The following is a 15,446-nucleotide window of genomic DNA, read 5'->3' on the forward strand; positions in this document are numbered from 1 at the left end:
CCGAGCCACCAACACACCGTGACCGATCCCCGGCCACGCAGGCCAGACGAAACATCGAGGCTAAGCTCGGTCACCATGACGGTGACGGTGCGGTTCCGGTTCCGCGGTCCCACGACGTCGGGCAACGGCGGGTACGTGGCCGGCCTGCTGGCGGGCCGCCTCGGCGACGGTCCGGCGACCGTCACGCTGCGGACGCCGCCACCGCTGGAGACCCCGCTGACGGTGCGGTCCTCGTCATCGGATGCCCTGGAGCTGGTCGACGGGTCCACCCTGGTCGCCGTCGTCGCCGCGGCCCCTGACGACCTCGCCGCCGTCCCGCCCGTCCCCGTCGAGGACGTCGCGGAGATCTCGGCGCGGTACCCGGGCTTCACCGCTCACCCGTTCCCCGAGTGCTTCGTCTGCGGCCCGGACCGTTCGCCCGGTGACGGGCTCGGGTTGTTTCCCGGCCGCGTCGGCGACGGACGCACCGCCTGCCTCTGGTCCGTCGGCCCCGACGTCGCCGGTGCCCCCGAGTTCGTCTGGGCCGCTCTCGACTGTCCCGGCGGCTGGTCGGCGCCCATCGAGGGCCGCCCGATGCTGCTCGGCCGCATCACCGCCGCCGTCTCGGCTCTCCCGGAGCCCGGCGAGTCGTGCCTGGTGATGGGTGCGCTCGTCGGCACCGAGGGACGCAAGACCTGGACCGACTCCACCCTCTACGGCGCCGGCGGCCGGGTGCTCGGCCGGGCCCGTTCCACCTGGATCGCGATCACCTGACTCACCCCGTTTTGTTCCCGCGTTCACCCCGCGGAAAAGGCGTTGCCGCGGGGCCGGGTGGGCGCATAACGTGGTGAGCACACGGAGAGGAGGTGGTCCAGTAGATGAATAGCTATCGGACTTGTGAGGTGGCTGCTCGCTAGCAGCCCTGCTCGTCGCAGGACTTGGGGGTGACCCCCCGTGTTCGCCGGCTTGGTTGCTGGCAAATACCCGAGCAGTCACCCGACCCGTGGGCTCCCGGCGCTGGTCCGTCCGGGCCACGTTCCCCGACCGTGTGTCGTGGCGGCGTGGAAGCAGCCCACGGGTCGTCCCATGTCTGGGGACGTTCTCTCGTTGCCCGCGCGGGACGCCCGGCCCCACGTGGATGACGCCGGCGATCGCCGGCACGCTCCGTGAGCATCCACGATCCGACCACCTCTAGGGGGTTGGAACGTGGATGATCACGGCATACGGCAAACCCCGCGTTCACGGGGCGAGCCGCTCCACCACCCAGGCGTCGTCCGCACCGCCGCCACCCCGCCGGTACCGCAGCCGATCGTGCAGTCGTGCGACCCCGCCCTGCCAGAACTCCACGGTGTCCGGCACCACCCGGTAGCCGCTCCAGAAGTCCGGCAGCGGCACCTCGTCGGGGTACCGCTCGCCCACCGCCGCGGCCGACGCCTCGATGTCGTCGCGCGTGCCGATGACGGTGGACTGGTGGCTGGCCCACGCGCCGATCTGGGATTCCCGCGGCCGGGTCAGCCAGTACGCCAGCGTCGCGTCGCGGGACACCGTCGAGGCGACGCCGCAGACGAGGACCTGGCGTTCCATGGCGATCCACGGGAAGCACAGCGACACCTGCGGGTTGGCCGCGATCTCCGTCGCCTTGCGGGAGCCGGTGTTGGTGAAGAAGACGAACGCGCCGTCGTCGATGCCCTTGAGCAGCACGGTTCGGCTGCTGGGCCGGCCGTCGGCGCCGGCGGTGCCGAGGACCATGGCGTTGGGCTCGGCCAGGCCCTTGGTGACGGCGTCGTGCAGCCAGGCGCGGAACTCGTCGAACGGGTCGGGCGCGAGGTCGCGTTCGATCAGCCGCCCGGACGTGTACCGGCGGCGCATGCGCGGCAGTCCTTCCTCCACGCCCTCCACTCTGTCACCCCGGCCAGACAGAACGCCGCCCACCACAGGGACGTGGCGGATGCCACTGTGGGAAACCGCACATTCACATTGTCGCAACTTGTGGAGAGCCACCAGTTGCGGGGCATGATGGTCGTGGGGGCCCGCGAGCGCACCACGAATGGAGATGTCAATGACCGAGGTCAAGCATGGCCTTGAGGGTGTCGTAGCGTTCGAGACCCAGATCGCCGAGCCAGACAAGGAAGGCGGTGCGCTCCGCTACCGCGGGGTCGACATCGACGACCTGGTCGGCCGGGTGCCGTTCGGCAACGTGTGGGGCCTGCTGGTCGACGGGGCGTTCGATCCCGGCCTGCCGCCGGCCGAGTCGCTGGAGCTGCCGATCCGCACCGGCGACGTCCGCGTCGACGTCCAGAGCGCGCTCGCCACGCTGGCCCCGCTGTGGGGCTTCCAGCCACTGCTCGACACCAGTGACGACGACGCCCGCCATCAGCTGGCGCGCAGCGCGTCCACCGCGCTGTCGTTCGTCGCCCAGTCGGCGCGGCACTCCGCCGGGCTGGCGCCGGTGCCCGACGACGTCGTGGCGCGGGGCGGCAGCATCGTCGAGCAGTTCATGGTGCGCTGGCGCGGCGAGCCCGACCCCCGGCACACCGCCGCCGTCGACGCGTACCTGACGTCGGCCGCCGAGCACGGCATGAACGCGTCGACGTTCACCGGGCGGGTGGTCGCGTCCACGGGCGCCGACGTCGCCGCGTCGCTGTCCGCGGCCGTCGGCGCGATGAGCGGCCCGCTGCACGGCGGTGCACCGTCGCGGGTGCTGGCGATGATCGAGGAGATCGAGCACACCGGCGACCCCGTCGGCTACGTCAAGGGCATCCTCGACCGCGGCGAGCGGCTCATGGGCTTCGGTCACCGCGTCTACCGCGCCGAGGACCCGCGCGCCCGCACGCTGCGCCGCGTCGCCCGCGAGCTGGGCGCGCCCCGCTACGAGGTCGCCGAGGCGTTCGAGAAGGCCGCGCTGTCCGAGCTGCACGAGCGCAAGCCCGACCGCGTCCTCGCCACCAACGTGGAGTTCTGGGCCGCCATCGTGCTCGACTTCGCCGAGGTCCCGGCGAACATGTTCACGTCGATGTTCACCTGTGCCCGCACGGCCGGCTGGTGCGCGCACATCCTCGAGCAGAAGAAGACCGGCCGGCTGGTGCGTCCGTCGGCCATGTACACCGGCCCGGGCGCCCGCACCCCCGACGCCGTCCCCGGGTGGAGCCCCGCCTGGGCCGCCTGACCCACCCACGTACGCCGCCACGCGCCGGTCCGTGTCACCTGACGGACCGGCGCTCGCATGCCCGGGACCATGCGGCACAATGGCCTACCTGACAGTGTCGTCACACTTCCGTAACCCACCGGACACCCCGACACGGAGCGCAGCCATGACCGACACTGTGCAGATCCCCGACGACCTCAAGCCCGCCGACGGCCGGTTCGGCGCGGGCCCGAGCAAGGTCCGCCCCGAGGCGCTGGCCGCCCTCGCCGCCCAGGGCGGCGCCGTCCTCGGCACCTCGCACCGGCAGGCGCCGGTGAAGAACCTGGTCCACCGCGTCCGCGAGGGCGTCGCCGCGCTGCTGGGCCTGCCCGAGGGCTACCAGGTCGTGCTCGGCAACGGCGGCACCACGGCGTTCTGGGACGCGGCCGCGTTCGGCCTGGTCCGGCGGAAGGCGCAGCACCTGTCCTTCGGCGAGTTCTCGTCGAAGTTCGGCACCGTCACGAAGACCGCGCCGTGGCTCGACGAGCCGAGCATCGTCAAGGCCGACCCGGGCTCGCTGCCCGTGCCCGTGGCCGAGGACGGCGTCGACGTCTACGCGTGGCCGCACAACGAGACCTCCACCGGCGTCATGGCGCCCATCCGCCGGGTCGACGGCGCCGCTGACGACGCGCTGGTGCTCATCGACGCCACCAGCGGCGCGGGCGGCCTGCCGGTCGACCCTGCCCAGGCCGACGTCTACTACTTCGCGCCGCAGAAGAACTTCGGCTCCGACGGCGGGCTCTGGATCGCGGCGTTCTCGCCGGCCGCGCTGGCCCGGGTCGAGGAGATCGCCGCGACCGACCGGTACGTCCCGGCGTTCCTCGACCTCCCGACCGCGGTCGACAACTCGGCCAAGGACCAGACGTACAACACCCCGGCCGTCGCCACGCTGTTCCTGCTGGCCGAGCAGCTCGACTGGCTCAACGGCAACGGCGGCCTCGAGTTCGCCGTCGGCCGCACCACGGCGTCGTCGGGCCACCTGTACAGCTGGGCCGACAAGACCCCGTACACCACGCCGTACGTCAGCGACCCCGGCGCGCGCTCGCTGGTGGTCGGCACCATCGACTTCGACGACAGCGTCGACGCCGCGGCGGTGGCGAAGGTGCTGCGGGCCAACGGCATCGTCGACGTCGAGCCGTACCGCAAGCTGGGCCGCAACCAGCTGCGCGTCGCGATGTTCCCGGCGGTCGACCCCGCCGACGTCGAGGCGCTGACCGCGTGCATCGATTTCGTCGTCGAGAAGCTGGGCGCGTAGGTCACCGGAAGCTGTCAATAACAACGCCCGGCCGCGATTAGTGTCAGCGGCCGGGCGCGTTGTTGGTTCCACTTACTGTAGGAACCCATTCCCCCGTCGTGTTCCTGCCACAACCATAGAGGTCAGCGGCGACTATGGGGATCATCCGTTCGGTCCCTCTGCCGGTCGGCCACGCGGTCAGCATTCTACGGCGGTAGAACGTCGATTCGCGCTGGCAGGAGGCTCGTCCGCAACGCTTTTGCAACGTCAGATCAATTAGTCACGGGATTGGTCACGGAATGGTGAATTCGCCGTGACGACCAGCGGTTCGGAGCCCGGCGAGCGACGCGTAGGCTGAGCGCGACGACCCCGCGAAGGAGGCGAGACGGTGCGCCCGAAGACCACCCGGCAACTGGTGACCGCGGTCCTGGTCCTCATGGTGCTCGTCGTCGCGGTGGCGACCCTGTTCTGACGGCGTCAGCGGCGGCCGGTCAGCGCGAGGCGGGCCAGCGGCTCGTACCGCGGGCCGTGCCCGGGCCCGCCGGGCCGTGACCGGAACAGCGTCACGGCGTCGGCGTCCCACCACGGTCCCGTGTACGACGCGAGCCGCGCGACGTACGGCAGCAGGTCGGCGTCGTCGCGGGCGCGGGCGCGGGCGCGGGCGAGCGTGACGTGCGGCCGGAACCGCTGCCGGTCGTCCGTCCCGACGCCGGTCCGGCGGCCGGCCGCGCTCGCCGACCCCGCCAGCGCACGCAGGGCGGCCCCGTCGCCGTCGATACCGGCCCAGAGCACCGACCGGCCGAACCGGCCGGCGCCGGCAATGCGCGCCCGCGTCGCCGGGCGCCGTCGTGCCACCCGCGACAGCCGCTCGGTCAGCTCGTCCACCCGGTCCGCGCCGACCTCGCCGTAGAACGCCAGCGTCAGGTGCCAGCCGGCCGGGTCGGACCAGCGCAGCACGTCGTCGCGCATCCCGTCGACGACGGCGGCCAGCTGCGCCACCGCGTCCGGCGACGGCTCGACCGCGGCGAACAGCCTCACCCGCCAACAATTGCATGGCGCCGGGCCGGCGAGCGCTGGAACCATGGCGGAGCATGACGAGTTCGCTGCTGACGGAGGTGGCCGCGGCGGTGGCCGACGGCATCGCCGTCGCCGACCCCGCGCTGACCGGCACCGACCCGCTGGTCCGGCCGAGCGAGCGCGCCGACTTCCAGTCCGGCGCCGCCCTGGCGCTGGCCCGGCGCGCCGGCCGGCCGCCGGCCGAGCTGGCGGACCGGGTGGCCGCGGCGGTGCGCACGGAGCTCCTCGACGAGGTACGGGTGTCCGGGCCGGGGTTCCTGGAGCTGACGGTGGCGGCGCCGGTGGTGTGGCGGCGGGTCGCGGCCCGGCGGGCGCGGGCCGACCTCGGCGTGCCACGCGGCGAGACCGGCCAGCGCGTCATCATCGACTACTCCGCGCCCAACATCGCGAAGGAGCTGCACGTCGGGCACCTGCGCTCGACCATCATCGGCGACTGCCTCGCCCGGGTGCTCACGCGGCTCGGCGCCCACGTCGTCCGGCAGAACCACCTGGGCGACTGGGGCACGCAGTTCGGCATGCTCATCCAGTACCTCGACGAGGTGCCCGAGGCGGTCTGGCGGCACGGCGACCTGGCCGGCGAGTCGTCCGTGTCGGCGCTGGACCGGCTCTACCGGGCGGCGCGGGAACGGTTCGACGCCGACGCCGGGTTCGCCGAGCGGTCCCGGTCGCGGGTCGTCGCGCTGCAGTCCGGCGACCCCGCGACGATCGCCGTATGGCGGGACATCGTGGCGGAGTCCGAGGCCGCGTTCCGGGCGCTCTACGACCGGCTCGACGTGCTGCTGACCCGGGCCGACTCCGCCGGCGAGTCGTTCTACAACGACCGGCTGGCCGGCGTGGTGGAGGAGCTGACGCGGTCCGGCGTCGCTGTCGAGAGCGACGGTGCGGTGGTCGTCCTGTCCGCGGCGGAGACCGGCCCGGACGGCGCGCCCGTGCCGCTGATCCTGCGCAAGAGCGACGGCGGCTACGGCTACGACACCACCGACCTCGCGACGCTGCGGTACCGGGTGCGCGAGCTGCGCGCCGGCCGCGTCCTCTACGTCGTCGACGCCCGGCAGGCGCTGCACTTCCGCCTGGTCGTCGAGGCCGCGCGGCGGGCCGGCTGGCTGCCCGGCGACGTCGAGGTCGTCCACGTCTCGTTCGGCACCGTGCTCGGTCCGGACGGGCGGCCGTTCCGGACCCGGGCCGGCGACACCGTCACGCTCGGCAGCCTGCTGGACGCCGCCGTCGAGCGCGCCCGGGCCGTCGTCGCCGCGAAGAACCCCTCGCTCGGCCCCGCCGCGGCCGACCGCGTCGCCGAGCTGACCGGCATCGGCGCGGTCAAGTACGCCGAGCTGTCGACGTCACGGACCAAGGACTACACCTTCGACGTCGACCGCATGGTCTCGTTCGCCGGCAACACCGGCGGGTACCTGCAGTACGCGCATGCCCGCATCGCCGCGATCCTGCGCCGCGCCGAGGGCGAACCGGACCCCGTCGTCGAACCGGCAGCCGACCTGCACCCGGCCGAGCGGGCGCTCGGGCTGGCGCTCGACGCGTTCGGCGACACGCTCGCCGACGTCGCCAGGACGCTGGAGCCGCACCGGCTGTGCACGTACCTCTACGACACCGCGCGGGCGTTCACCGACTTCTACGAGGCCTGCCCGGTGCTGACGGCGCCAGAGCCACGGCGCGGCAACCGGCTCGCGCTGTGCCGGCTGACGGCGGCGACGTTGCGCGAGGGCCTGGCGCTGCTGGGCATCGCGGCGCCCGAGCGGATGTGAGCGTCAGGCCACCCGCACCGGGGTCGGCTCATCGGCGGGCGTCAGCGCCGGCGCTGACGTCGGCGTCGGCGGGGTGGTGACGACGACCAGTCCGGGCCGTGGCCGCAGCCGCGTCCGCACCACGACACCACTCCGCGGGGCCAGCACGACCAGCGCGGCGACGGCGAACGCCGCCGTCAGGATGCCGCCGCCGAGCAGCGACCAGCGGGCGCCGAACGCGCCGGCCACGAAGCCGATGACCGGGGCGCCGAACGGGGTGCCGCCCATGAAGATCATCATGTAGAGCGACATGACCCGGCCGCGGACGTACTGCGGCACCGTCGTCTGCACGTACGCGTTGGCCGCCGTCATCACCGTCATCGCGATGATGCCGAGCGGTATCAGCGAGATCGCGAACAGCGCGTAGGTCGGCATCAGCCCGGCGGCCACCTCGAGCACGCCGAACACCACGGCGCCGCCGACGATCAGCCGCCGTCGCGGCACCTTCCGCCGGGCCGCGACCAGCGCGCCGGACAGCGTGCCGATGGCCATGATCGAGCCGAGCAGGCCGTACTCGCTGGGGCCCTTGTCGTAGACGTCGGTGGCCATCAGCGCCATGGTCATCTGGAAGTTCATGCCGAAGGTGCCGAGGCCGAACATGATCGCGACGACCATCAGCAGGTCCGGCCGCGACCCCAGGTACGTCACGCCCTCGCGCAGCTGCGCCATGGTGCCCGCCCGCTCGGGGTCGTGCTTCGGCCGGCCGCCGGCGCCGCGCAGCAGCGCCAGCGCCAGGATCGGCGAGATGAACGACGCACCGTTCAGCACGAACACCCAGCCGGTGCCGATGAGACCGATGAGGAGGCCGGCGACGCCCGGGCCGATCAGCCGCGCCGCGTTGAACGACGCGCTGTTCAGCGCGACCGCGTTGGTGAGATCGTCGCGGCCGACCAGCTCGGACACGAACGCCTGACGGGCCGGGTTGTCCAGCGCGGTGCCGACGCCGAGCAGGAAGGCGAGCACGTACACGTGCCAGATCTGGGCCACCCCGGTGAGCGTCAGCACACCGAGCGTCAGCCCGACCACGCCCAGGAAGGAGTTCGTGAGCATGAGCAGGCGGCGCTTGTCGAACCGGTCGGCGAGCAGCCCGCCGAACGGCGCCACGAGCAGGAACGGCAGGAACTGCAGGCCCGTCGTGATGCCGACCGCCTGCGCGCCGCCGCCGAGCACGACCAGCACCAGCCAGTCCTGCGCGATGCGCTGCATCCAGGTGCCGACGTTGGACAGGAACATCCCCGACCAGTACAGCCGGTAGTTGCGGTGCCGGAGGGAATGGAACGTAGGGCTCACAGGCCGGCCAGCTTCTCGAGCACGGGTAGCGCCGCGCGCAGCCGCTCGCGCTCGTCCGGCGAGAGATCACGCAGCTTGTGCGTCAGCCAGGCGTCGCGGCGCTTGCGGTCCGCGGCGGTGCGTGCCTTGCCGGCCTCGGTGATGCGGACGTTGATGACGCGGCGGTCGTCGAGGTCGGGCTCGCGGACGGCGAGGCCGAGCTCCTCGAGGCCGGACACGATGCGCGTCATGGACGGCGGGCGGATGCGCTCGCACGCGGCCAGCTCGCCCACCGGCAGCGGACCCTTGCGCTCCAGGATGCCCAGCGCGGACAGCTGGTTCAGCGTCAGGGAGTCGTCTTCGCGCTGGTTGCGGATGCGGCGGTTCAGCCGTCCGACGGCGATACGGAGGGAGCTGGCCAGGCCGGCCTGGGTACGCGGCTGCGCCGGGCCCGAGCGCGCCGGCTGGCTCTGGGGCGCGGTGTTCTGGGAAATCTTCGCGGCTGGCACTTTGCTTAGTCTAACTCATTACCTTTGCTAAGGGCCAGTCGCGTCCTGGTGATTTGGTGCTGGCGTGGTTGGTCCCGGTTCCGGTGGGTTTGCGCCGGTCACCGGCCGGACCATGGGGCCGGGTCATGGTGCAGGCGCGGGTGACCAGAGCGCCAACAGTTGGCGGTCTTGTCACCCCACGCCACCGCAACCACCGGCCCCACGCCGCCGCCGGGCGTCGGTGGGTGACGCCTGCGGGTGGTGCCGGCGCGTCAGGCGGTGTCGGAGCGGCGGGCGCGGCGACCGCGGTAGCGGCTGCCGCCCTCGGTGTCGTCGGATTCGGCGGCCGGCTCGTCCTCCACGGCGGGGCGGCCGCCGAACGTGGTGTCGAGCAGCGGCTCGTCGTCGTCCAGCGGAGACGGGACCGGGCGCGTCGGCGCGTCGCCGAACAGTTCGGACGCCGAGCTGCGGCGAGGCGGCGGAGCCGGAGGGTGATCGGACGGGGCCTCGGCGGCGCTCGGCCGCGGCGGCGTGGCCGGACGAGCCGGCGGCGGCACCGGACGCTCCCCGGTCGTCGGCCGGGACGGCGCAACCGGACGCTCCCCGGTGGCCGGGCCGGGGCGCGACGCCGCGGCGGGTCGTTCCGGCGTTGCCGGGCCCGGACGCTGACCGGTCGGCGGACCGGAGCGGGACGGCGCGACGGGCTGCTCACCCGTGCCAGGACCCGACCGCTGCCCAGGCGCCGGCCGCTCCCCCGTCGGCGCGACGGGACGCTCGCCGGTACCCGGACCAGGACGCTGACCCGTCGGCGGACCAGAACGGGACGGCGCGACGGGCTGCTCACCCGTGCCAGGACCCGACCGCTGCCCAGGCGCCGGCCGCTCCCCCGTCGGCGCGACGGGACGCTCGCCGGTCCAGCTCGGCCGGCCGTGAGCCGTGGTGTCCTGGCGTCCGCCGCGCGGATCGGGACGGGCGCCCGGCCGCGTGGGCGGCAGGTCGACGCGGGTGGCGTCGGGACGGACCGGCGGGAGGTTGCCGCCGGTGTCGATCGGCCGTGTGGCGGAGTCGGGCGCGCTCTGCGGCCGGCTCGCGAACGGCCCACCGGCCGTCGGGCCACCGCCCATCGGCGCGGCGTCAGAAGGCCGGGCGTCAGGGGCTCGGGGGTCAGGCGCCAAGGGCTCGTCGCCGTCGCGGGCGATGACCTCGCCGCGCGTCAGCACCTCACCGCCGGCAGCGGCGCCGGCAGCATGGTCACCGTCGGCAGCAGCCTCGGCCGCCGCCTCCTCACGCTCGAACTCGAGCGCGTCACGCCGCTTGCGGGTGTACTCCAGGCCCAGCAGCCCGAGGCCGACGCCGGCGAGGCAGGTCCAGACCCACCAGCTGCGGCCCTCCTCCTGGAGGGTGTCCATGCGCAGCGCGAGCAGGACGAACGCGACCGCCCAGAGGACGGTGACGACCGCGACCGTGCGGACTCCGTCGAGGTCGAGCGGCTGAACCTGATCGGGCTCGGCCGCCTCGACCTCGACCTCGGGCTCCCCCGGGGATCGCCGCCGACGCTTCGCCATATGTCCCAGGCTAGCCCGGCCGCATCCGTCGCGGCGAGCCGATCCGCAGCCCGCCGTATTCATCCCGCAACGATCTTCTGGCATCCTCACGCCCGTGAGCGACATCGAGACGACGACCGAGCCCACCGCGGTGCACCGCTATTTCAAGATCGCGGAGCGTGGATCGACGATCGGCCGCGAGGTTCGCGGCGGCGTGGTCACGTTCTTCACGATGGCCTACATCATCGTGCTGAATCCGCTGATCATCGGCACAGTGGCCGACGTCGACGGCAACTTCCTCGGCGGCGGCGACGCGCCCGACCTCGCGGCCGTCGCGGCGACGACGGCGCTGGTGGCGGGCGTCCTGACGATCGCCATGGGTGTGGTCGCGAACTTCCCGCTGGCACTGGCCGCGGGCCTCGGCCTGAACGCGTTCGTCGCGTTCGGGCTGGCGTCGCAGATGACGTGGGCCGACGCCATGGGCCTGGTGGTGATGGAAGGCCTGGTGATCCTGGTCCTCGTGCTGACGGGGTTCCGGCAGGCCGTGTTCAGCGCGGTCCCGCGGCAGTTGAAGACCGCGATCAGCGTCGGCATCGGCCTGTTCATCGCGCTGGTCGGCTTCGTGAACGCGGGGTTCGTGCGGTCGACGGGGACTCCGTCGCCGCCGATCGGGATGGGCGACGGCGGTTCGCTGACGACCTGGCCGGTGGCGGTGTTCTGCGCCGGGCTGATCGCGGTGATCGTGCTGTACTCGCTGAAGCTGCGCGGCGCGATCCTGTGGACGATCATCGGCACGACGGTGCTGGCGGTCATCGTCGAGAGCATCGCCGACCTCGGCACGTCCGCCGAGAACCCCGGCGGCTGGAACCTCAACGCGCCGCAGTGGCCCGACCAGATCGTCGACCTGCCCGACTTCTCGCTGCTCGGGAACTTCAGCCTGCTCGGCTCGTGGGAGTCCGTCGGCGTGGTGAGCGTGCTGCTGTTCGTGTTCACGCTGATGCTGGCCGACTTCTTCGACACGATGGGGACGATGGTCGCGGTCGGCGCCGAGGGCCAGCTGCTGGACGAGAACGGCAACCCGCCGAAGACGACGCAGATCCTGCTGGTCGACTCCGTGGCCGCGGCGGCCGGCGGCGCGGCGTCGGTGTCGAGCAACACGTCCTACATCGAGTCCGCGTCGGGCGTCGGCGAGGGCGCCCGCACCGGCCTGGCCAGCGTCGTGACGGGCGTGTGCTTCCTGCTCGCGACGTTCCTGGCGCCGGTCGTGGCGATGGTGCCGAACGAGGCCGCCGCACCGGCGCTGGTGCTGGTCGGGTTCCTGATGATGGGCCAGGTCCGCGAGATCGCCTGGGACGACCTCGAGATCGCGATCCCGGCGTTCCTGACGCTGGCGCTGATGCCGTTCACGTACTCGATCAGCACCGGCATCGGCGCCGGGTTCCTGTCGTACGTGATCATCAAGCTGGCCAAGGGCAAGGCGCGCGAGCTGCACCCGCTGCTGTGGATCATCGCGGCGCTGTTCGTGGTCTTCTTCGCGATCACGCCGATCGAGGACCTGCTCGGCGTGCGCTGACCCGACCCTGTCGGTGCCGGCTGATACAACGCTGGCATGACCGAGATCGTGCTGTTCCACTCCGTCCTCGGGCTCCGGCCCGGGGTGCTGCAGGCCGCCGAGCGGTGGCGTGCGGCCGGTCACGTCGTCCATGTGCCCGACCTCTACGGCGGCGCGGTCTTCGACGGCTACGACGAGGCGTTCGAGTTCCTGCAGAAGTACGGCGGCCAGGACGAACTGCTGCGACGCACCGACGCGGCGGTCGACGGCGTCCGGCCCGACGTCGTCTACGCGGGCTACTCCAACGGCGTCATCTCCGTGGTGCACCTGGTCACGTCCCGGCCGGGGGCGCGCGGCGCGCTGGCGTTCCACGGCTCGGTGCCGGTCCGGGTGGTCGGCGCCGAGCTGTGGCCGTCCGCCGTGCCGGTCCAGGTGCACGAGGCCGAGCTCGACCCGTTCCGCGAAGACGACGCCAACCGCGAGTTCGCCGAGACCGCCGCCGCGTCCGGCGCCGAGTACCACTACTTCGGCTATCCGGGGGTCGCGGCGCACCTGTTCGCCGATCCGTCGCTGACCGGCGAGTACGACGCCGACGCGGCCGGCCTGATGCACGGCCGTGCGCTGGAGTTCATCGCGGCATGTGAAGATCGGGGGCGCTGACCCACCCCCGAACCGGCGAGGAGCACGCATGCGGCTGACTCTCCCGGCGGCCGCACTGCTGATGGTCGCCGCGACGACGCTCGGCCCGGCGGCCGCTGGCGCTACCGCCGACACCGCGACGGCGACGGCCGCCCGCGCCGGCGCAACGGCACCCGGCTCGACGACGCTCGGCCCGGCGGTTACTGGGGCTGCGGCCCAAGCCGCGACGACGCGCGCTGCGGTGGCGCCGCGGGCCGAGGAGCCGGCGCCCAGCGACGTCCCGGGCGAGGTCGCCATGGCGTGGGCGTCCGCGCCGGTGTACGTCGACGAGACGCAGTCGGGCATCGTGCCGGCGACCGAGGCTGAGCGGCTGACCGACCGCGTCGACGGCCGCTCGCCGGCCGTGTACATCGCCGTCCTCCCGGCCACGGCGCTGTCCGATATGCCCGGCGACGACGACGCCGCGCGGGCCGCGGCGTTCATCGACGCCGTCGCCGCCGAGGGCGGGCCCGACGGCATCTACCTCGTGGTGTTCGGCGGGGCGGGCACGTACGGGGCCGCCATCTCGGTCGACGCGCCGGTGGGAGAGGCGGTCGAGACCGCGATCGGGCGGCATACCCGGTCGCAGCAGGTCGCGATCCTCGACGACGCGTTGACGGAGTTGGGCGTGTCCGGCGCGCCCGAGGACTCCGGCGGCGCCGGCTGGGTGCTGCCGCTGGTCATCGCGCTGGTCGTGCTGGCGGCGGCGGCCGGCGCGGCGTTCTGGTGGCACCGCCGCCGCGCCGGCGACGGCACCGAGGGCCAGGCGCTCTACCGGCCGTCGTTCGACGTGCTCGACGACGAGGCCGACTCCCTCGACGACCGGCAGGAGCTGGCCCGCGAGGACGTCACCCGGTTCGGCGAAGAGCTCGACGCCGCCGACATCCACGTCGCCGACCCCACAGTCGCCGCCGACGTGCAGGCCGCCATGGACGCCTACGCCGCGGCGGGCGCCGCCGTCGACGGCGCGCCTGACGACCACGTGCTGCGCGCGGTCCGGGCGACGGTCGAGTACGGTCGGTGGCGCCTGGCGTGCGCGCAGGCGCGGCTGGCTGGCCGTCCGCTGCCCGCGCGACGGGCCGACTGCTTCTTCGACCAGCGCCATGGAGTGTCCGTGACGGACTGGATGTACGCGCCGCCCGGCGGGCGTTCTCGCGAGGTCCCGGTCTGCGCCGGCTGCCGCGACCGCCTGACCGGGTCGGCCCGATGAAGCCCGCGCTGCGCGGCGCGGCCGCGCTCGCGTTGACCACCGCCGGCCTGTGGGTGGCGACACTGCCCGCGACGGCCGACGAGGCCGACGTCGATCGCTACCTCGACGAGGTCGCCGTCGAGCTGGCCGAGCCGGGCGTGTGGGTCGACCCCGACGCCGCCGACGCCATCGGCACGGCCGAAGCGGCGGACCTCGACGAGGCGGCCGCGGCGGCCCCGGCCGGCCTGCGCATCGCCGTCGTCCCGGCGTGGCGGCTCGACCCCGAGGGCCAGGACCGCCTCGTCGGCCGCGAGTTGCTCTACGAGGGCGAGGAGCTGGCGTCACAGCTGTACGACCGGGTCGGCGTCGACGGCGTCTACCTCGTCATGTCGGTGGCCGACAGCTCCTACGACGGCCGCGGCCTCTGGGGCGTGCAGCACAGCGAGGAGGGCCCCACGTACCACGTCGAGGACGCCATCGACCAGGCGGTCGACTGCTGCGCCCCCGAGTACGGCCCGATGATCGACCGCTTCATCGACCGCGCCTCCGACGTCGACCACCCGCTCTACGTCGATCTCGCGCCGTGGGCCGGCGGCGCGGCCGGCATCGCCGGCGTCTGGTGGGGCGGGACGACGCTCAGCGCCCGGCGCCGCCGCCAGGCCGACGAGCGGGGCCACCTCGACGTCGTCCGGCCGCTGCTGACCGAAGAGGTCATCGAGCTGTCCGACCGCGTGTCCGACCTGCCGACGACGTCCGACATCGAACAGGCGAAGCTGACGAAGGAGATCCTCGACACCGTCGAGAAGGCCCGGCACCGGCTCGACCAGGCGGCCACCGACGACGACGTCCAGGCGGTGACGTCGCTGCTGGGCACCGCGCGCTACCGCATCGCCTGCCTCACGGCGCTGCAGCAGGGCCGGCCGGCCCCGGAACCGACGCCGCCGTGCTTCTTCGACCCGCGGCACGGCCCCAGCACCCAGAACCGGGAGTGGACGCCCGAGCACGGCGTGAGCCGCGACGTGCCGCTCTGCGACCAGTGCGTCGTCCGGTTCGATGCCGGCGAGGCGCCGCAGGCCCGGCAGGCCGGCCGCGACAGCTACTGGGAGGGCGGCGAGGACCTCGTCGCCTACATCGAGGGCTACTGGAACGGCACCGCCGGCAGCTGGCGCTTCCCGCACAACGACCACTCGGTGGCGCGCGGCAGGCTGTGGAGCCGCTGGGAGTCACGGCGGCCCCGCGCCCGGCTGGCGAGCTACGGCCGGTCACTGGGCAAGGCCGCCAACAGCGCCATGAGCTCGTCCGGCGACGGCTCCTCGGGCTCGGGCGGCTGGGGCGGCGGGTCCGGCGGACGCAGCCGGCGGCGCAGCTTCGGCGGCGGCTCGAGCCGGCGCTCGTCCCGCCGATCCGGCGGCGGCCGCCGCTTCTGACCCGCGCGGGCGACCGGCAGAGCGAC

The 15,446-nt window shown here is 73.5% G+C and carries 13 protein-coding genes; 8 read left to right on the forward strand and 5 right to left on the reverse strand.

Annotation, left to right across the window (positions count from 1 at the left end; all coding sequences use genetic code 11):
- The first annotated feature begins 75 nt into the window (after nt 1-75).
- The gene (locus ACW62_RS13455; protein ID WP_053204634.1) at nt 76-753 is read left to right on the forward strand and encodes a hypothetical protein; all 678 of its coding nucleotides are present in this window, start codon (nt 76-78) and stop codon (nt 751-753) included.
- Nucleotides 754-1,218: 465 nt separating this feature from the next.
- On the opposite strand, the gene pdxH is transcribed toward ACW62_RS13455, so the two are convergent.
- Nucleotides 1,219-1,869 carry a pyridoxamine 5'-phosphate oxidase gene (pdxH, locus tag ACW62_RS13460; protein ID WP_240477303.1) on the reverse strand — a complete coding sequence of 217 codons (651 nt, stop codon included), beginning with the start codon at nt 1,867-1,869 and terminating at the stop codon, nt 1,219-1,221.
- A 169-nt stretch (nt 1,870-2,038) separates the two neighbouring features.
- Here pdxH and ACW62_RS13465 point away from each other — a divergent pair, with 169 nt between their 5' ends.
- Together ACW62_RS13465 and serC are read left to right on the forward strand one after the other, a co-directional pair.
- A complete protein-coding gene (locus tag ACW62_RS13465) occupies nt 2,039-3,145 on the forward strand; it encodes a citrate synthase 2 (RefSeq protein ID WP_053204636.1) in 1,107 nt (368 codons plus the stop codon).
- A 145-nt stretch (nt 3,146-3,290) separates the two neighbouring features.
- A complete protein-coding gene (gene serC / locus ACW62_RS13470; protein WP_053204637.1) occupies nt 3,291-4,418 on the forward strand; it encodes a phosphoserine transaminase in 1,128 nt (375 codons plus the stop codon).
- A 456-nt stretch (nt 4,419-4,874) separates the two neighbouring features.
- On the opposite strand, the gene thpR is transcribed toward serC, so the two are convergent.
- Nucleotides 4,875-5,435 (reverse strand): RNA 2',3'-cyclic phosphodiesterase, encoded by a 561-nt coding sequence (thpR, locus tag ACW62_RS13475; protein ID WP_053204638.1) that lies wholly within the window; start codon nt 5,433-5,435, stop codon nt 4,875-4,877.
- Nucleotides 5,436-5,488: 53 nt separating this feature from the next.
- Here thpR and argS point away from each other — a divergent pair, with 53 nt between their 5' ends.
- The gene (gene argS, locus ACW62_RS13480) at nt 5,489-7,234 is read left to right on the forward strand and encodes an arginine--tRNA ligase (protein WP_053204639.1); all 1,746 of its coding nucleotides are present in this window, start codon (nt 5,489-5,491) and stop codon (nt 7,232-7,234) included.
- A gap of 3 nt (nt 7,235-7,237) precedes the next feature.
- On the opposite strand, the gene ACW62_RS13485 is transcribed toward argS, so the two are convergent.
- From ACW62_RS13485 to ACW62_RS35220, 3 genes are all read right to left on the reverse strand, one after another.
- Nucleotides 7,238-8,563, reverse strand: a complete 1,326-nt coding sequence (locus tag ACW62_RS13485; RefSeq protein WP_053204640.1) for an MFS transporter — start codon at nt 8,561-8,563, stop codon at nt 7,238-7,240.
- Nucleotides 8,560-9,051 (reverse strand): MarR family winged helix-turn-helix transcriptional regulator, encoded by a 492-nt coding sequence (locus tag ACW62_RS13490; protein WP_231947584.1) that lies wholly within the window; start codon nt 9,049-9,051, stop codon nt 8,560-8,562. Before ACW62_RS13490 ends, ACW62_RS13485 begins: the two co-directional genes overlap by 4 nt.
- Nucleotides 9,052-9,302: 251 nt before the next feature.
- Entirely contained in the window at nt 9,303-10,595 is a 1,293-nt protein-coding gene (locus ACW62_RS35220; protein WP_053204641.1) for a DUF2530 domain-containing protein, read from the reverse strand.
- Nucleotides 10,596-10,698: 103 nt separating this feature from the next.
- On the opposite strand from ACW62_RS35220, the gene ACW62_RS13500 reads away from it, so the two are divergent.
- The 4 genes from ACW62_RS13500 to ACW62_RS13515 are packed head-to-tail and all read left to right on the forward strand — an operon-like array spanning nt 10,699 to nt 15,420.
- Nucleotides 10,699-12,147 carry an NCS2 family permease gene (locus tag ACW62_RS13500; RefSeq protein WP_157574762.1) on the forward strand — a complete coding sequence of 483 codons (1,449 nt, stop codon included), beginning with the start codon at nt 10,699-10,701 and terminating at the stop codon, nt 12,145-12,147.
- 36 nt (nt 12,148-12,183) lie between these two features.
- Nucleotides 12,184-12,786 carry a dienelactone hydrolase family protein gene (locus ACW62_RS13505; RefSeq protein WP_053204643.1) on the forward strand — a complete coding sequence of 201 codons (603 nt, stop codon included), beginning with the start codon at nt 12,184-12,186 and terminating at the stop codon, nt 12,784-12,786.
- Between the two features lie 28 nt (nt 12,787-12,814).
- Nucleotides 12,815-14,014 (forward strand): hypothetical protein, encoded by a 1,200-nt coding sequence (locus ACW62_RS13510; protein ID WP_053204644.1) that lies wholly within the window; start codon nt 12,815-12,817, stop codon nt 14,012-14,014.
- A complete protein-coding gene (locus ACW62_RS13515; RefSeq protein ID WP_053204645.1) occupies nt 14,011-15,420 on the forward strand; it encodes a hypothetical protein in 1,410 nt (469 codons plus the stop codon). The genes ACW62_RS13510 and ACW62_RS13515 overlap by 4 nt, the downstream gene beginning before the upstream one ends.
- Nucleotides 15,421-15,446: the final 26 nt, after the last annotated feature.

The sequence above is a fragment of the Jiangella muralis genome, assembly GCF_001270745.1.
GTDB lineage: Bacteria > Actinomycetota > Actinomycetes > Jiangellales > Jiangellaceae > Jiangella > Jiangella muralis.